Consider the following 17,266-nt stretch of genomic DNA (forward strand, 5'->3'; position numbering starts at 1 on the left):
GCTAGAACTCCAGCTCGGCACTGAGGTAGGCCACGTGCCGTGAGTCGTAGAGGTTGTCGGCGAAGGTGGTGGGCTCATGGTCAAGCCGCTGTTGCAGCGTGCCTGCCAGTTCCAGGCTGGCCTTGCCCAGGGCCAGGCGCTTGGCAATGCGGGTGTCGATGCGCTGGAAGCGGTAGCCGTTGAGGGCGTTGTCACCATAGTAGAAGAGGGCGCTGGACCAGCCCTGGCCCCAATTGCGCAGCCAGCCGGCAGAACCGCTGTTGCTGGCGGTCAGGTGCTGGTCCAGGCGATTGCTGGCTTGCGCGTGGACATAGGCGTAGGTCAGGCGCAGGCGGTCGGCGCGGCTCAGTTGCCAGTCCAGCTGGCCCTCGGTGCCGGAGAAGCGCGCCGAGTTGTTGTTGCTGGCGATGTACTGGTTGTTGCGCAGCGGTTCGCTGATCATTCCGCTGATTTCGTCGTAGAACAGCTTGATGTCCAGATTCAGTGCCTGGTCGCTGAAATAGCCGTTGTAGCCCAGCTCCCGAGAGCGCATGTGCTCTTGGTCAAGATTGCCGGGGCCACGGGTCCTGACGAAGTACTGGGCGCTGTTCTGGCCGTAGACCGGAGCGCTCAGACCGGTGACCCGGTAGCTCCAGTTGACGTTGTTCTCGAACATGTCCGCAGAGCGGATGGCTTCCGAATACACCGCGCGCAGCCCGTGGCGCGGGTTGATCAGGTAGTTGACGGCGATCCGTGGCGTCAGCGAGTTGCCGGTCAGCTGGGTGTCTTCGTACATAGCCCCGCCCTGGATCAGCCAGTGTTCGCTGGCCCGCCACTCCAACTGGCCGAACAGGCGCCAGGTGGTGTCGTCGAGGGTGCCGTTGAAGTAGGTTTCGGAGTCGGCCCGGTCGTAACGATAGTTCATGCCGCTGACCAGTCGCAGGTTATCGCTGAGGCTCAGGGTGTCCTGCAACTCCAGGTCGTAGCGGGTCTCCCGGGCGCTCTGGTCGATATTGCCGCAGACGGTTTGCTTGCCGCCGGCGTTCCACTGGGTGAGGACCTGCTGGGCTATGGCCTGCTCGGCGGGAGATCCCGGGGGCGGGGCACCGGCATCGCTGAAACCTTTGATGCCGCGCGCCAGGCGCTCGGCGTAATTCGGATTGATTTGCCACAGGCGGGTCAGCTCGGGGCTGAAGGAAATCGCCGCGTCACAGGCGCGCCAAGTCTGCTGGCGATCCCAGTGCTGAGCCGAGCCCTGGACATAAAGGCTGTGCTGCGGATTGAGTTCCAGGTTCCAGCGCAGTGACCCGGCGTAGTCCTTGGCCACCACGTCGGAGTTGTTGCCCTGTTGGGACACGCCATAGAACACCGGCTTGTAGGTATAAGGTCGCTGGTTGGTGCCTTCCTTGGCGTTCAATTGCCAATCGATGCTCTGCTGTTCATTGAGCATCTGGCTCACCGACAGACTGACGCGATTCAAGCGCCTGCTGTCGCGGTAGTCCGAACCGTCGAGGCGGCTGTCGAAGCCATCGTCTTCCTGCCCCGACAACGACAGCCGCAGGTCGCCGCTTTCCCAGCCGGTGCCCTGGCTGGCGTACCAGTCGTTGATACCGCGCTGGCCCCTGGTCACCTTGAAGCGCGTGCCGTGGCTGTTGGCGGGTGAGCGGGTAATGATGTTGACCACCGCCATCAGTGCGTTGGCGCCGTAGCTGACGGTGTTGGGGCCGCGAAACACTTCGATGCGCTCGATGTCTTCCATGGCTACCGGAATATCGCTCCAGTCCACCGTGGCCAGGCCCGCGCGATACACCGAGCGCCCATCGATCAGTACCTGCATGCGCCGGGCTTCGCTGGCGTTGGTGCCGTGGTAGTTGACCGTGGCCTGATTGCCGCTGATGGCGCCGACCATCATCCCCGGCACCAGGCGCAGCAGTTCGCTGATGTCCCGCGCGCCGCTGGCCTTGATCAGTTCATTGTCGAGCACCGTCATGCTGCCGGGGACGGCGGCTGGGGATTGCTTCAGGCGCGTGGCGGTGAGGACCTCGGGCAGGGCGCTGCCATCCATGAACAAATCGTCGGCCAGCGCTGGGTAGCCGAACAACATGCCCAGCAGCAGCGACAGACGAAGAGGTGAGGGGCCAATGGACACGGCACAGCCTTGAATCTTGAAAGATGGCGCGCATGTTAACCGAGACAGTCGAGTTTTCCAGTCGATAAGCCCGACATTCCCCGAATGAGTCCACCCGTTCCCGACAGATCGTCTGAATGGCCGCTGGGGCTGGTGGTGGGGAAACCGCCCCGTATAATGCCGCCATCGCCACTGCTATGGATAAACGGATTGCATATGACACAACAGCGCCCTATTGCGGTCCTGGGAGGCGGAAGTTTTGGTACCGCCGTGGCCAATCTGCTGGCCGAGAACGGTCACCCGGTGCGGCAGTGGATGCGTGACCCCGAACAGGCCGAGGCCATTCGGGTCAATCGCGAGAATCCGCGCTATCTCAAGGGCATCAAGATTCATCCGGCAGTGGAGCCGGTCACCGATCTGCTGGCCACCCTGAATGACAGTGACCTGTGCTTTGTCGCCTTGCCTTCCAGCGCCCTGCGCTCGGTACTGGCCCCCCACGCACAACTGTTGAGCGGCAAGATGCTGGTCAGCCTGACCAAGGGCATCGAGGCCCAGACCTTCAAACTGATGAGCGAGATCCTCGAGGATATCGCCCCGCAAGCGCGGATCGGCGTGCTCTCTGGGCCCAATCTGGCCCGCGAAGTGGCCGAGCACGCCCTGACCGCCACCGTGGTCGCCAGCGAAGACGAAGAACTGTGCCAGCAGGTCCAGGCTGTGTTGCATGGCCGGACGTTCCGCGTCTATGCCAGTGCCGACCGCTTTGGCGTGGAGCTGGGCGGAGCGCTGAAGAACGTCTACGCGATCATCGCCGGCATGGCGGTGGCCCTGGGCATGGGGGAAAACACCAAGAGCATGCTGATTACCCGCGCGCTGGCGGAAATGACCCGCTTTGCCGTGAGCCAGGGTGCCAATCCCATGACCTTTCTCGGTCTGGCGGGTGTCGGTGACCTGATCGTCACCTGTTCCTCGCCCAAGAGCCGCAACTATCAGGTGGGCTTTGCCCTGGGCCAGGGCCTGAGCCTGGAAGAGGCGGTGACGCGTCTTGGCGAAGTGGCGGAGGGCGTTAACACCCTCAAGGTGCTCAAGGTCAAGGCTCAGGAGTTGGGGGTCTACATGCCGCTGGTAGCCGGGCTGCACGCGATCCTGTTCGAAGGGCGTACGCTGAATCAGGTGATCGAGCTCTTGATGCGCGGCGAGCCGAAAACCGACGTCGATTTTATCTCCACCAGCGGATTCAACTGAGTAGCACAGGAGCCAGACATGAACGATACGAATTCCGAAGCCAAATACGAATCCATCCTCCTGCGCGTGCTGTGGATGCTGGTGTTCGTGATGGTGTGGCAGGTGGCGCAGTTTCTCCTTGGTGCCCTGGTCCTGGTGCAGCTTGTTTATCGGTTGATCTACGGCGCTCCCAATGCCGGCCTGATGAACTTCGGTGACAGCCTGAGTCAGTTCCTGGCTCAGATCGGCCGTTTCGGCAGCTTCCATACCGAACAGAAACCCTGGCCGTTCTCGGATTGGCCAGCCCCACGAGCACCTGAGGGGGAGGCTCCCCATAGCGTGCCGCCAGCCCCCCATCCGGTGCGCGATGAGGAGCCCAAGCTGTGAAACTGTGGGTCCTGCGCCATGGCCAGGCCGAATCCCACGCGCCCACCGATGCCCAGCGCAATCTCACCGCCCACGGCCGTGAGGAAGTGCTGGGCAGCGCCGCGCAACTGATTGGCCAGCCCATCAGCGCAATCATCGCCAGCCCTTATGTACGAGCCCAGCAAACGGCCCAGCTGGTACGCGAGGCCCTGGGGTTCGAAGCAGAGATCCGTACCGTGCCCTGGCTGACGCCGGAGGCCAATCCGCTGCAGGTGCTGCAGCAACTGGACGGTGCGGACAATCTGCTGCTGGTCAGCCATCAACCCCTGGTGGGTAGCCTGATCGGCCTGTTGCAGCATGGCCATCTGCGTGATCCCCAGCCCATGAACACCGCCAGCCTGGCGGAGCTGGAAGGCGACTGGCCTCTGGCGGGGCTGATGATCCTTAACGGCGTCAAGCACCCTTGATGCTGGCGGCGGCCAGGGAATCCCCTGGCCGTCATGACCTTTTGCCCCCGCTTGGTATCGGGTCGTGATCCGCTACATTTCTTAACTTGCAGCGCTCCTTTGTGCGTGGAATAGTCAGCCAAGCAAGTGCTTGGTTGGTGTCGCGAACAGAATAAAAACAAAGGAGCGAGTCATGGCTGCTGCTTTTCGTTTGCCGCTGCAAGTGTTCTACGAGCGCGAAGCTCGTCATCCCCAGCAACGTTTCCTGGTGCAGCCCAGCGCCGGAGGGCAGGTGCAGGCGTTGAGCTGGTTCGACGTCGGCCAGCAGGCCCGTCGTGCCGCCCAGTGGCTGCGGGAACGGCAGCTGGCTCCTGGCAGCCACATTGCAATCATTGGCAAGAACTCCGCGCACTGGATCATCAGCGACTTGGCGATCTGGATGGCCGGGCATGTGTCGGTGCCGCTGTATCCCAACCTCACAGCCGATTCGGTGGCCCAGGTGCTGGAGCACTCCGAGTCGGCCCTGGCATTCATCGGCAAGCTTGATGACTGGCCGGGCATGGCCCCGGGGTTGAAGCCCGGGTTGCCCACCATCCGTCTGCCGCTGGGCCCCGAGGGGCATTTCGATTTCGACTGGGAACAGGTGCAGCGTAGCGAGCCCCTGGCGGATAGCCCTTGCCCGCCTGCGGATCAACTGGCCACCATTATCTACACCTCCGGCACCACCGGCCTGCCCAAGGGCGTGATGCACAGTTTCGGCAACCTGGGCTTTGCCGCCAGTCACGGCGTCGGGCTTTTCGGCCTGGGCCCCGAGGATCGGTTGCTGTCCTACCTGCCGTTGTGTCATGTGGCCGAACGCATGTTCGTCGAGATGGCGGCGATCTACACCGGGCAGACTGTGTTCTTTGCCGAAAGCCTCGACACTTTCCTGGTTGACCTGCAGCGGGCCCGGCCCACTGCACTGTTTGGCGTGCCGCGGATCTGGACCAAGTTCCAGATGGGGGTGTACAGCAAGGTGCCGGCCAAGCGTCTGGATTTTCTTTTGGGCCTGCCTTTTATCGGCAGGCGCGTCGGTCACAAGGTGCTGGCCGGATTGGGGCTCGACGCATTGCGCGTGGCCTTGTCGGGCGCGGCGCCGGTACCTCAGACCCTGTTGCATTGGTATCGCCGCCTGGGCCTGGACGTGCTGGAGGTTTACGGCATGACCGAAAGCTGCGGTTATTCCCATATCGGGCGGTCCGGGGAGCATGTTCCGGGCTGGATCGGCCGGCCCTGTCCGGAGGTCGAAGTGCGTATCGATGAGGCAGGGGAGGTCCAGGTGCGCAGCGGGGCCACCATGCTGGGTTATTACAAGGACCCGCAGAAAACGGCGGAAACCATCACCGAGGATGGTTTTTTGCGCACGGGGGACAAAGGGGAGCAGGATGCTGCCGGCAATTTGCGCCTGACTGGCCGGCTCAAGGAAATCTTCAAGACCAGCAAGGGCAAGTATGTGGCCCCGGCCCCCATCGAGAATCGCCTGGCGGTGCATGCCCATATCGAGCAGGTGTGTGTGGTGGGCGATGGCTTGAGCGCGCCCCTGGGGTTGTGTGTGCTTTCGGCGGCCGGCTTGCAGGCTGCTGGCGGCAGCTCCCGGGAAGGGCTGCACAGCAGCCTGGAAAGTCTCCTGGTTCAGGTCAACGGCAGTCTGGACAAACACGAGCGTTTGCATCGGCTAGTGGTGGTCAAGGACAACTGGGCCGTGGAGAACGGCTTTCTGACCCCGACCCTGAAGATCAAGCGCAATGTGATCGAAGCCACCTATGGCGGGAGTTTTCAAACCTGGAGCGAGCGTGGCGAAGCCGTGCTGTGGCAGGATTGATCGACAAGAACAACCCGAGAGAAGGAAGCGGCGATGAGTCTGTGGCGTACCACTCCGAACATCGAACAACTGAACGCAATCCAGAAGAACACCATCGGCGAAGTGCTGGATATTCGCTTTGAGTCCTACGACGAGGAGTCGTTGACGGCGAGCATGGTCATCGACCATCGCACCCACCAGCCCTATGGCCTGTTGCATGGCGGCGCGTCGGTGGTGCTGGCGGAAAGCGTCGGCTCCATGGCCAGCTATCTGTGCATCGATGCCAGCCAGTTCTATTGCGTGGGCCTGGAGATCAACGCCAACCACCTGCGGGGCTTGCGCAGCGGTCGGGTGACAGCGGTAGCCAGGGCCATTCATATCGGGCGCACTACCCATGTCTGGGACATCCGCTTGAGCAGTGATGAAGGCAAGGCCAGTTGCGTCTCGCGCCTGACCATGGCCGTGGTGCCACTGGGACAGAAACCGCCGGTGGCTTGAAACAACGGGTCATAGGCTGAGCCCGGGTGTCAGCATTCCTGTCCGTTACGGTCATTGCCCTGGTACGGGGCCTTGCGGACAATCGTTGTTGGTTTGGTGGATGGATGAGTCGGTATGTCGCAACAGGTGTTTTTCGCTCACGCCAATGGGTTTCCCTCCGGGACTTACGGCAAGTTGTTCGCTGCCTTGGCGCCTGAATTCCAGGTCAGCCACTTGCAGCAGCACGCCCATGACCCGCGTTTTCCGGTGGACGATAACTGGCGCAGCCTGGTGGACGAATTGATTCACCACCTGCAACAGCAGGCCCAGCCGGTATGGGGCGTCGGACATTCATTGGGCGGGGTGTTGCACTTGCATGCGGCCTTGCGTTGTCCGGAACTGTATCGGGGCGTGGTCATGCTCGATTCCCCGGTGCTGACCCGTGCCGATCAATGGGTGATCCGCGCCGCCAAGCGGTTTGGTTTCATCGACCGCTTGACTCCCGCCGGGCGCACCCTGGGACGTCGTGAGGAATTTGCCGATATCGAAGCGGCCCGCAGCTACTTCTCGCGCAAGACCCTGTTTCGCGCGTTCGATCCGGACTGTCTGGACGCGTATTTGCAGCATGGCCTGCAGCAAGTGGGCGACCGCCTGCGGTTGCGCTTCGATCCGGCTACCGAGATCAGCATCTATCGCGGCGTGCCCCACACCAGTCCTGGCAGTGCCCGCCAGCTAAAGGTGCCCCTGGCGGTGGTGCGGGGGCAGCAGAGTCGGGTAGTGATGCGTCATCACACCAGTGCAGTGGGGCGCATGCCCCATGGGGAATCGCTGACCATGCCCGGCGGCCACATGTTTCCTCTTGAGCGGCCCACTGCCACGGCGGCCTTGCTCAAGGAGCTGTTCAGCCGCTGGGACGATCGCCAGCAACGGAGTTGTGCATGAGCCATACCGTCGAGGAAGTGCGCCTGAGTCTGCCCCACATCGAACTGGCGGCTCATCTGTTCGGGCCCGAGGACGGTTTACCGGTCATCGCCCTGCACGGCTGGCTGGACAACGCCAACAGCTTTGCCCGGCTGGCGCCCAAGCTCAAAGGTCTGCGTATCGTTGCCCTGGACCTGGCCGGCCATGGTCATTCCGGGCATCGCCCCCTGGGGGCCGGCTATGCCTTGTGGGACTACGTGTACGACGTGCTGCAAGTCGCTGAACAGCTGGGCTGGAAGCGTTTCGCCCTGATGGGCCATTCCCTGGGGGCGATCGTATCCCTGGTGCTGGCGGCCGCGCTGCCGGAGCGGGTCAGCCACCTGGCCTTGATCGACGGGGTCATTCCACCGACCGCCAAGGGCGAGGACGCCGCCGAACGCCTGGGCATGGCCCTGCAGGCGCAAATCAACCTGCAGGACAAGAGCAAACCGGTCTATCGCACTCTGGAACGGGCCATCGAAGCACGGATGAAGGGACTGGTCGCGGTCAGTCGCGAGGCTGCCGAACTGCTGGCCCAGCGTGGCCTGATGCCGGTTGCCGGTGGCTACACCTGGCGCAGTGACAGTCGCCTGACCCTAGCCTCGCCGCTGCGGCTGACCGAGGAACAGGCCATGTCCTTCGTCCAGCGTGTCAGTTGTCCAACTCAACTGGTGGTAGCGGCCGATGGCATGTTGGCCAGGCATGAAGCGCTGTTGCAGCGTCTACCCTTTAGCCGTGAGCAGCTGCCAGGCGGCCACCATCTGCATCTCAACGATGAGACCGGTGCCCGCTTTGTCGCAGACTGTTTCAATCGGTTTTTCGCCGTTCCTTGACTTGACGGGGTCAACTGTCGAGGCTGGGCGGGTTGAAATGGGAGACAACCATGATAGATCTGTACACCGCTGCGACCCCCAATGGCCACAAGGTTTCCATCCTGCTCGAAGAGCTCGGCCTGCCCTATACCGTGCACGCCCTGAGTTTCGACAAGCGGGAGCAAAAGGCGCCAGCGTTTTTGAAGATCAATCCCAATGGACGTATTCCGGCCATCGTCGATCGCGACAATGGTGATTTCCCCGTGTTCGAATCTGGCGCGATCCTGGTGTACCTGGCCGAGCGCAGTGGCCAGTTGCTGCCCGCCGACCCCAAGGGCCGCTCCATCGTCATGCAATGGCTGATGTTCCAGATGGGCGGGGTGGGGCCCATGCAGGGCCAGGCCAACGTATTCTTCCGTTATTTCCCGGAAAAGCTCCAGGGCGCCATCGACCGCTACCAGCATGAAACCCGGCGCCTGTACGAGGTGCTCGATACTCGTCTGCAGCAGGTCGAATACCTGGCCGGGGACTACAGCATTGCCGATATCGCCACCTTCCCCTGGGTGCGCGGTCATGAATGGTCCGGTGTCTCGGTACAGGGATTGCCGGCCCTGCAACGCTGGATGGTGGCCCTGGAGGCCCGGCCTGCGGTCCAGCGCGGCTTGCAGGTTCCGCAGCGCAATGATGACGCCAGCGTCGTCAAAGGCGCCCAGGCCATGCTTATCCGATGAGAGTGTTCATGCGTTCAATCAGTGTTTTGAGCTTGGCCTTGTTAAGCTCGCTGGCGCTTGCCGCCGATCTGCCGGGCAGTCATGACCTGCCTTTGGTTCCCCGTCTGACCGACGCACAAATCGTCGACTACCGCCCCGAAGTGGAGCAGGAGCGCGTCTACCCCTTGGGGTCGGTCCGCAGGATCAGCGGCCAGCTGCGTTTTGACGGACAGGTCAATGCCAGGGGCAAACTCACCGCCATTACCTACCAATTACCCGCCGAGCGCACCTCCAACGAGGCCTTCACCCTGGCCCGGGAGGCCCTGCAGAAGCAGGGGGCCGAGCTGTTGTTCTGGTGCCAGGCCAGGGATTGCGGCGAGAGCAGCCTGTGGGCCAATCAAGTGTTCGGCAACGCCAAGCTGTACGGCGCCGATGAGCAGCAGGCCTATCTGCTGTTGCGCCTGGCGGAGCCCCAGGAGAACACCCTGGTGGCCTTGTATAGCATCACCCGGGGTAATCGCCGGGCCTACCTCCATGTGGAACAGTTTGATGCTGCAGCGCCTCTGGGCGACCTGCTACCCACCTCGGCGACCTTGCTACGGCAGCTGAAGGACACGGGAAAACTGGATCTGCCAAAACTCGCGGACCCCCAGCCCGTCTGGCTCAATCTGCTCTCTCGTGGCTTGAATCTGGACACCACGATGCGGATCAGCCTGTCCGGCAAGCAGGCTGAAGCCTGGCGCCAGGCCCTGATCAGCCAGGGCGTGCTGGCCACGCGCATGGAGACCGGCAACACCGAAGTGACCGGCTTGCACGTCGAACGGCTGCGTTAAGCTGTTTCAGGCGGCCCGCATTCGCGGGTTCGCCTACTCTTCTCTGATTCTTCTTGCGCGAGACATTTCATGCCCAATAACGATCGCCTGCTGGTGCAGATCCTGCTCCTGGTGTTGTTCGGTGCCAGCTTCTGGGTGATGGCGCCTTTCTGGTCGGCGCTGTTCTGGGGCGCGGTGCTGGCCTTTGCCAGCTGGCCTCTGATGCGATTGCTGACCCGTTGGCTCAATGGCCGCGAATCTCTGGCCGCAGCGCTGCTGACCCTGGGCTGGATGGTCCTGGTGGCGGCGCCCCTGGTCTGGCTGGGCCTCAATCTGGCGGACCATGTGCGCGATGCCACGGCCTTTATCAAGGACGTGCAGGTGGACGGGCTGCCCGAGGCTCCCGCCTGGCTCGGTGGCTTGCCATTGGTCGGAGAGCGCTTGGTGGCGTTGTGGGACAGCATCGACCAGCAGGGCGCGGCCCTGATGCTGGCGGTCAAGCCGTACCTGGGGCAGGTCGGCAACTGGTTGCTGGCCCGCAGTGCGCAGATAGGCGGGGGCATTCTTGAGCTGACCCTGAGTATTGTCTTCGTGTTTTTCTTCTACCGCGACGGTCCGCGCCTGGCGCTGTTCGTGCACAAGCTGCTGGAACGCCTGATCGGTGACCGGGCCGGGTATTACATCGAACTGGTGGCCGGCACGGTGCAACGGGTGGTCAACGGAGTCATAGGTACCGCAGCGGCCCAAGGCGTGCTGGCGCTGATCGGATTCCTGATTGCCGGCGTTCCCGGGGCGCTGGTGCTGGGTATCGTCACCTTCCTGCTCAGCCTGATTCCCATGGGACCGCCCCTGGTATGGATTCCGGCCACGGCCTGGCTGGCCTGGAAGGGCGAATACGGCATGGCGGTGTTCCTGGGAATCTGGGGCACCTTCATCATCAGCGGCGTCGACAACGTGCTCAAGCCGTATCTGATCAGTCGCGGTGGCAATCTGCCCCTGGTGATCGTGCTGCTGGGCGTGTTCGGCGGCCTGATCGCCTTTGGCTTTATCGGCCTGTTTATCGGGCCGACCCTGCTGGCGGTGGCCTACAGCCTGCTGCTGGACTGGAGTGCCAGCCAGGCCCGGGCCCAGGAACCGCGCTGACGTGCGGATTGCCGCTCCCCGAGGGAGCGGCAAGGAGCCAACAAACGGCGACGTTGACGCTGCTGCCGGGGTTCAACTGATACTGCTTGCTGAGGTTGGCGATCATCTTGCCCAGGGCTTCGGCGATGTTGGCCTGCTGGCTCTGGGCGTCGCTGTCCTGGGTATTTGAGTTTTGTCCCCGTCGCTACACAAGGCGCTCAGGGGCGGGGCAGGTGCAACACTGCAGTCAGGCCGCCGCCCGGGGTTTCGTCCAGCAGCAATTGCCCACCCATGCGCTCCGCCGCCTCGCGGGCAATGGTCATGCCCAGGCCAACGCCGCCGGAGTTGCGGTTGCGTGAGCCTTCGAGGCGGAAGAAGGGCTCGAACACGGCCTCACGCTTGTCGGCGGCAATCCCCGGCCCATGATCGATGACCCGGATCAGCAGCTGCTCACGGTTGTCTTCCAGGGTCAGGGTGGCCTGCCCGGCATAGCGCAAGGCGTTGTCCAGCAGGTTGTTGAGGCAGGACTGCAGGGCCATCGGCTGCACCAGCAGGGGCGCGCAATGGCCTTGGGCCTGGACGTCGGCGCCCTGGTCCTGGGCGTTCTCGCACAGCGACTCCACCAGCGCCTGCACATCCATCCACTGCGCCGCCTCGCTGGTGCGCTGTTCATGCAGATAGCTGAGGGTGGCATCGAGCATCTTGATCATGTCGTCCAGGTCCTGGCGCATTTGCCCTTGCAGCTTGCTGTCCTCGATCTGTTCCAGGCGCAGCTTGAGGCGTGACAGTGGCGTGCGCAGGTCATGGGACACGGCGCCGAGCATGCGCCCCCGCTGCTGAACCTGTTCCTGTATGCGTTTTTGCATCTGGTTGAAGGCGCTGGCCGCTTGTCGCGCTTCCCGGGGGCCGACTTCTTCCAGGGGCGGGCTGTCGAGATTTTCACTCAGGCGTTCCGCGGCATCGCTGAGGCGCTGGATGGGGCGCGATAGCAGCTTGGCGCCGTACCAGGCGGCGATGATCAAGGAAATGAACTGGAAAGTCAGGGGCACCAGCGGGCCACCGAACCAGGGCCGTGGCGGGCGTCTCGGGAAATGCGGTGGCTGAACTGGAGGCTGGCCATTGTTGAACGTCGCCGAATGGGGCGGCGGCGGTGGGGGCGGTGGTCCGTAATGGTGAAACCAGAAGAACGCCAGCAGGTGGGCGAGTACGATCGCGATCAGCAGGACGCCGAACAGGCGGCCGAACAGCGTATCGAAACGCCCACGCATCAGCCGATATCTCGGGCGTCGAACAGGTAGCCCTCTCCGCGCACGGTCTTGATCAACTGCGGCGATTTCGGATCATCCCCGAGCTTCTGCCGCAGACGCGAGACCAGCAGGTCGATGCTGCGATCAAAGGCTTCGATGGAGCGTCCGCGGGCGGCGTCCAGCAGTTGTTCGCGGCTCAACACCCGGCGCGGGCGCTCGATGAATACCCACAGCAGGCGGAACTCGGCATTGGACAGCGGCACCACCAGCCCATCGGCCGAGATCAGTTGGCGCAGGACGCTGTTCAGGCGCCAGCTGTCGAAGCGGATATTGGCTCGCTGTTCGCTGCGATCATCACGGACCCGGCGCAGGATGGTCTGGATTCGCGCCACCAGCTCTCGGGGTTCGAAGGGCTTGGCCATGTAGTCGTCGGCACCCAGTTCCAGGCCGATGATGCGGTCGGTGGGTTCGCAGCGGGCGGTGAGCATGAGGATCGGAATATCCGATTCGGTGCGCAGCCAGCGGCACAGGGACAGGCCGTCCTCCCCGGGCAGCATCAGATCCAGTACCACCACGTCAAAGTGTTCGGCCTGCAGGGCCTGGCGCATTGCTGTTCCGTCGGTGACGCCACTAGCATGGATGTTGAAGCGCGCCAGGTAGTCGATCAGCAGTTCGCGGATCGGTACGTCGTCGTCGACGATCAGGGCCCGGGTGTTCCAGCGCTTGTCATCGGCATTGACTGCTGCTTTGGAGTCGTTGAGAGGGGCTGGAGTGTTGTGCATGGGGCGTTCATCTGCCAGGTAGGCTTGCCGCCACTAGAAGGTGACGGCGGGGTTGTGGCTTCAGCATAGGCGTCCGGCCCGGGGGCTGGAAGTGCTGTTCGAGGGTATTGCGGCTGGGGAGGGTAGCGTCGGGGATTGTTGCTGACGTGTCGTCAGTGTATCCGGCTTGATACAAAGTCCGCGCCTCCCGGGGGATTTGTCGGCCGGATCGGCATTCGCGACCACCGTTGAGGATGTTTTACCTTTCATCGGGTCCCGGAGCGCCACGGCTTGCGCTACAATCCGCGCCGATTTCGACTTGCCTGAGAGCCCCTTCATGTCCGCCTGCCAGACTCCTATCATCGTCGCCCTGGATTTCCCCACCCGTGACGCCGCACTGAAACTGGCCGATCAACTGGACCCGAAACTGTGCCGGGTCAAAGTCGGCAAGGAACTGTTCACCAGCTGTGCCGCCGAGATTGTCGGGACCTTGCGTGACAAGGGTTTCGAAGTGTTCCTGGACCTGAAGTTCCACGACATTCCCAACACCACCGCCATGGCGGTCAAGGCTGCTGCGGAAATGGGCGTGTGGATGGTCAACGTGCATTGCTCCGGCGGCCTGCGCATGATGGCTGCCTGCCGCGAGGTGCTGGATCAGCGCACAGGTCCCAAACCGCTGTTGATCGGCGTCACCGTGCTCACCAGCATGGAGCGTGAAGACCTGGCCGGTATCGGCTTGGATATCGAGCCCCAGGAGCAGGTACTGCGCCTGGCCGCCCTGGCGCAGAAGGCCGGCATGGACGGCCTGGTGTGCTCGGCCCTGGAAGCCCAGGCACTGAAGAGCGCCCATCCGACCCTGCAACTGGTGACCCCGGGGATTCGTCCGGCGGGCAGCGCCCAGGACGACCAGCGGCGGATTCTCACCCCGCGTCAGGCTCTGGACGCAGGCTCCGATTACCTGGTGATTGGTCGTCCCATCAGCCAGGCGGCCGATCCGGCCAAGGCCCTGGCCGACGTAGTGGCCGAACTGGCCCTGTAACACGCCTCCTCTTGCAGGAGCCGGCTTGCCGGCTCCTGCAGGTCAGACCTTCAGTACCAGCTTGCCGAAGTTCTCGCCGCTGAACAGCTTGGTCAGCGTTTCCGGAAAGGTCTCCAGTCCTTCGACAATATCCTCCTTGCTCTTGAGCTGCCCCTTGGCCATCCAGCCGGCCATTTCCTGTCCGGCGGCGGCGAACTGCGAGGCGTAGTCCATCACCACGAACCCCTCCATGCGCGCACGGTTGACCAGCAGCGACAGGTAGTTGGCCGGTCCCTTGACCGCTTCCTTGTTGTTGTACTGGCTGATGGCGCCACAGATCACCACCCGGGCTTTGAGGTTCAGGCGGCTGAGCACGGCATCGAGAATGTCGCCGCCGACGTTGTCGAAATACACATCGACGCCTTTGGGGCACTCACGCTTGAGCCCGGCGTGCACGTCTTCGCTCTTGTAGTCGATGGCGCCGTCAAAACCCAGTTCGTCGATGAGGAACTTGCACTTGTCCTGGCCGCCGGCGATGCCCACCACCCGGCAGCCTTTGATCTTGGCGATCTGCCCGGCGATGCTGCCCACCGCGCCTGCCGCACCGGACAGCACCACGGTGTCACCGGCCTTGGGCGCGCCGACATCCAGCAGGGCGAAATAGGCCGTCATGCCGGTCATGCCCAGGGCTGAAAGGTAGCGCGGCAGAGGGGCCAGCTTGGGGTCGACCTTGTAGAAGCCGCGAGGCTCGCCCAGGAAATAGTCCTGCACACCCAGGGCACCATTGACGTAGTCGCCGACTGCGAATCCCGGGTTGTTCGAGGCAATCACCTGGCCCACCCCAAGGGCGCGCATGACCTCGCCAATCGCCACCGGAGGGATATAGGACTTGCCTTCATTCATCCAGCCGCGCATCGCCGGGTCCAGGGACAGGTATTGGTTCTTCACCAGAATCTGCCCCGCTGCCGGTTCGCCGACGGCGACCTGCTGGTAGGTAAAGGTCTCGCGGGTGGCTGCCCCGACGGGACGTTTGGCAAGCAGGAACTGGCGATTGGTCAGGGTGGTCATGACAGGCACTCAAGGGGTGAATGAAGCTCTAGTTGATAGACCCTCAAGGACGTTGTCGCAAGGTTTGCCAGTCCAGCGAATGGGAGCCAATCCAGTGTGGTGATGTAGAGAGGGGGGCGTTCATCACCAGCAGGCATAAGACCTCAACCGGCCTTTTGATAGTGCTGACGCGACCATGGCCTGCTGTGGCTAGATTGGATTGGGTAGCTGACCCGTACTTGATCGAGGATCTTTGCAATGAGCATGACGTTTTCCGGCCAGGTGGCCCTGGTGACCGGCGCGGCCAACGGTATCGGCCGGGCGACTGCCCAGGCGTTCGCCGCAGAAGGTTTGAAAGTGGTGGTGGCGGATCTGGATGTGCTCGGAGGCGAAGAGACGGTGGCGCTTATCCGGGCGGCTGGAGGCGAGGCGCTGTTCGTACCCTGCAACGTCACCCGGGAGGCGGATGTGCAGAACCTCATGGCTCGGACGGTTGAGGCTTATGGCCGTCTGGACTATGCCTTCAACAATGCCGGGATCGAGATCGAGAAGGGGCGGTTGGCGGAAGGCTCCCTGGATGAGTTCGACGCCATCATGGGGGTCAACGTCAAAGGGGTCTGGTTGTGCATGAAGTACCAGCTGCCGCTGCTGCTTGCCCAGGGCGGTGGCGCGATCGTCAACACCGCTTCGGTGGCTGGCCTGGGCGCCGCTCCGAAGATGAGCATCTATGCGGCGTCCAAGCATGCCGTGATCGGCCTGACCAAGTCTGCGGCCATCGAGTACGCCAAAAAGAAGATTCGGGTGAATGCCGTCTGCCCGGCAGTGATCGATACCGACATGTTCCGCCGTGCCTATGAGGCTGACCCGAAGAAGGCCGAATTTGCCGCGGCGATGCACCCGGTGGGGCGTATCGGCAAAGTCGAGGAGATTGCCAGTGCGGTGCTCTATCTGTGCAGTGATGGCGCCGCTTTCACCACGGGACACGCCTTGACCGTCGACGGCGGCGCCACGGCCATCTGACTGCAGGCTCGGGCCTTGGCGCAACAGCCCGCCGGGGCCCGATGGAATCGACCTCCAGTGTCCTGAAAACGACCTCGGCGTAGCTTTTTGCCATTATTCCGACGTCAGAGACTTGTGCGCCGGTACACGCCGTTGCGACCCTTCGCAAAGACAAAATGGCCTTATTGCCATTGGGGATTGGAAGGGGACTGCGCACCATGACTTCGGCCGCGAGTGGACGTTTTGCCAACCTGGGCATGGCAAAGAAACTGGGTATCGGTTTTGCCCTGGTGTTGCTCTTGACGGCCCTGGTGGCCGGCATCGGCGTTTGGTCCCTGCAAACCGTCAGCCAGCGTTTCGATGGCCTCAAGCAGATGTCCCAGCTCAACAGTGGCGTGCTCAAGGTGCGACTGCTGGAACAGGACTATGCCTTGCACGGCGACAGCAAGACGGTGGACAGCCTGCATGAAAGCCTGGATGCACTGTTGCTCCTGGCCCAGCAGCTCAAGGGGCAGTCGACCGCCAACCAGTCAGTGATGGGGGAGGTCGAACTGGCGCTGGCGGACTACCGCAAGGCCTTCGATGAATTCGTCGAGCTGACCCAGGCCAAGGACCTGGCCCTGGAAATGGCCAGTTGGTCGGTGTCCAGTGTGGCCAACAACCTTGACGTGCTGCAGGCCGGTCTGGCGGATGACGGCGCCTATACGCTCAAGGATTCCCAGGGCAAGGAGGGCGCGGAGTTCATCGAACAGGCCAATCAGATCAGCCAGGTTTCGCGCCTGATGCTGCAAGCCATGAACGAAGCTCGGGTGCGCCTGGACCAGAATCGCAAGGGGGATGAGCAAGGCAGTGCCGAGCAGGGCAATATCGAGCAGGCCGAGCAGGCCCTGGCTCAAGCCGAGCAGTTGAAGAGCGCAGTCAAGGATGGGGGCTACCAGACGGTGCTCAACGAGGTCGCTGGGCACATCGGCAACTTCAGCGAAAAACTCAACGAATACACCGGCCTGTTGGCTCAGGAGAAGCAGGTCTATCAGACGTTGCATGAGCGCGCCGCCCAGGTGATGGCACGGGTCGACCAGGCTTATGCCGCTGAAGATCTGTCGATGCAGGGGGAGCTGGAGAAAAACACCCTGCTGATCATCGGCTCCTCGGCCTTGGCATTGCTGGTGGGGCTGCTGGCGGCCTTGAGCATCACTCGCCTGATCGTTCGTCCGCTACGCAGCGTGATGCATGTGGCCCAGCAGATCGCGGCGGGGGACCTGAGCGCCACGGTGGTGGTCACCCGGCGTGACGAGATCGGCCAGTTGATGCAGGCGATGCA

Annotated in this window: 16 protein-coding genes and 1 pseudogene; 13 read left to right on the plus strand and 4 right to left on the minus strand. The window is 62.9% G+C overall.

Annotation, left to right across the window (positions count from 1 at the left end):
• Position 1: 1 nt before the first annotated feature.
• Positions 2 to 2,128, minus strand: a complete 2,127-nt coding sequence (locus PFZ56_RS14555; protein ID WP_170001255.1) for a TonB-dependent receptor domain-containing protein — start codon at positions 2,126 to 2,128, stop codon at positions 2 to 4.
• A 195-nt stretch (positions 2,129 to 2,323) separates the two neighbouring features.
• On the opposite strand from PFZ56_RS14555, the gene PFZ56_RS14560 reads away from it, so the two are divergent.
• From PFZ56_RS14560 to PFZ56_RS14605, 10 genes are all read left to right on the plus strand, one after another.
• Positions 2,324 to 3,349 carry an NAD(P)H-dependent glycerol-3-phosphate dehydrogenase gene (locus tag PFZ56_RS14560; protein ID WP_102878901.1) on the plus strand — a complete coding sequence of 342 codons (1,026 nt, stop codon included), beginning with the start codon at positions 2,324 to 2,326 and terminating at the stop codon, positions 3,347 to 3,349.
• Positions 3,350 to 3,367: 18 nt separating this feature from the next.
• Positions 3,368 to 3,715: a DUF4389 domain-containing protein gene (locus PFZ56_RS14565; protein WP_110652144.1), complete on the plus strand. Its 348-nt coding sequence runs from the start codon at positions 3,368 to 3,370 to the stop codon at positions 3,713 to 3,715.
• Positions 3,712 to 4,161, plus strand: coding sequence for a phosphohistidine phosphatase SixA (sixA, locus tag PFZ56_RS14570; protein WP_170001254.1), 450 nt, complete (start codon positions 3,712 to 3,714; stop codon positions 4,159 to 4,161). Before PFZ56_RS14565 ends, sixA begins: the two co-directional genes overlap by 4 nt.
• Positions 4,162 to 4,333: 172 nt before the next feature.
• Positions 4,334 to 6,001, plus strand: coding sequence for an AMP-binding protein (locus tag PFZ56_RS14575; RefSeq protein WP_110652143.1), 1,668 nt, complete (start codon positions 4,334 to 4,336; stop codon positions 5,999 to 6,001).
• A 33-nt stretch (positions 6,002 to 6,034) separates the two neighbouring features.
• Complete coding sequence (locus tag PFZ56_RS14580) at positions 6,035 to 6,478, plus strand: hotdog fold thioesterase (protein ID WP_102863949.1); 444 nt, start codon at positions 6,035 to 6,037, stop codon at positions 6,476 to 6,478.
• 114 nt (positions 6,479 to 6,592) lie between these two features.
• Complete coding sequence (locus tag PFZ56_RS14585; protein WP_102863948.1) at positions 6,593 to 7,399, plus strand: alpha/beta fold hydrolase; 807 nt, start codon at positions 6,593 to 6,595, stop codon at positions 7,397 to 7,399.
• Positions 7,396 to 8,250: an alpha/beta hydrolase gene (locus PFZ56_RS14590; protein ID WP_102878905.1), complete on the plus strand. Its 855-nt coding sequence runs from the start codon at positions 7,396 to 7,398 to the stop codon at positions 8,248 to 8,250. Before PFZ56_RS14585 ends, PFZ56_RS14590 begins: the two co-directional genes overlap by 4 nt.
• A 50-nt stretch (positions 8,251 to 8,300) precedes the next feature.
• Positions 8,301 to 8,960 (plus strand): glutathione S-transferase family protein, encoded by a 660-nt coding sequence (locus tag PFZ56_RS14595; RefSeq protein WP_170001253.1) that lies wholly within the window; start codon positions 8,301 to 8,303, stop codon positions 8,958 to 8,960.
• Between the two features lie 8 nt (positions 8,961 to 8,968).
• Entirely contained in the window at positions 8,969 to 9,772 is an 804-nt protein-coding gene (locus PFZ56_RS14600) for a DUF4892 domain-containing protein (RefSeq protein ID WP_170001252.1), read from the plus strand.
• A 69-nt stretch (positions 9,773 to 9,841) separates the two neighbouring features.
• Positions 9,842 to 10,894, plus strand: coding sequence for an AI-2E family transporter (locus tag PFZ56_RS14605; protein ID WP_102863944.1), 1,053 nt, complete (start codon positions 9,842 to 9,844; stop codon positions 10,892 to 10,894).
• 197 nt (positions 10,895 to 11,091) lie between these two features.
• On the opposite strand, the gene PFZ56_RS14610 is transcribed toward PFZ56_RS14605, so the two are convergent.
• Together PFZ56_RS14610 and PFZ56_RS14615 are read right to left on the minus strand one after the other, a co-directional pair.
• Positions 11,092 to 12,141 carry a HAMP domain-containing sensor histidine kinase gene (locus tag PFZ56_RS14610; RefSeq protein ID WP_102878908.1) on the minus strand — a complete coding sequence of 350 codons (1,050 nt, stop codon included), beginning with the start codon at positions 12,139 to 12,141 and terminating at the stop codon, positions 11,092 to 11,094.
• Positions 12,141 to 12,902 carry a response regulator gene (locus PFZ56_RS14615; RefSeq protein ID WP_102878909.1) on the minus strand — a complete coding sequence of 254 codons (762 nt, stop codon included), beginning with the start codon at positions 12,900 to 12,902 and terminating at the stop codon, positions 12,141 to 12,143. Before PFZ56_RS14615 ends, PFZ56_RS14610 begins: the two co-directional genes overlap by 1 nt.
• Before the next feature lie 316 nt (positions 12,903 to 13,218).
• On the opposite strand from PFZ56_RS14615, the gene pyrF reads away from it, so the two are divergent.
• The gene (gene pyrF / locus PFZ56_RS14620) at positions 13,219 to 13,920 is read left to right on the plus strand and encodes an orotidine-5'-phosphate decarboxylase (RefSeq protein ID WP_162884117.1); all 702 of its coding nucleotides are present in this window, start codon (positions 13,219 to 13,221) and stop codon (positions 13,918 to 13,920) included.
• A 42-nt stretch (positions 13,921 to 13,962) separates the two neighbouring features.
• Here the strand turns inward: pyrF and PFZ56_RS14625 are convergent, their stop codons facing one another.
• Complete coding sequence (locus PFZ56_RS14625) at positions 13,963 to 14,967, minus strand: NADP-dependent oxidoreductase (RefSeq protein ID WP_110595188.1); 1,005 nt, start codon at positions 14,965 to 14,967, stop codon at positions 13,963 to 13,965.
• A gap of 237 nt (positions 14,968 to 15,204) precedes the next feature.
• On the opposite strand from PFZ56_RS14625, the gene PFZ56_RS14630 reads away from it, so the two are divergent.
• The gene (locus PFZ56_RS14630) at positions 15,205 to 15,966 is read left to right on the plus strand and encodes an SDR family oxidoreductase (RefSeq protein ID WP_110595189.1); all 762 of its coding nucleotides are present in this window, start codon (positions 15,205 to 15,207) and stop codon (positions 15,964 to 15,966) included.
• Positions 15,967 to 17,171: 1,205 nt separating this feature from the next.
• Positions 17,172 to 17,225 (plus strand): annotated as a pseudogene (locus PFZ56_RS14635) (hypothetical protein); the annotation flags it as partial.
• Positions 17,226 to 17,266: the final 41 nt, after the last annotated feature.

This window comes from Pseudomonas danubii, assembly GCF_042980055.1.
Lineage (GTDB): Bacteria > Pseudomonadota > Gammaproteobacteria > Pseudomonadales > Pseudomonadaceae > Aquipseudomonas > Aquipseudomonas danubii.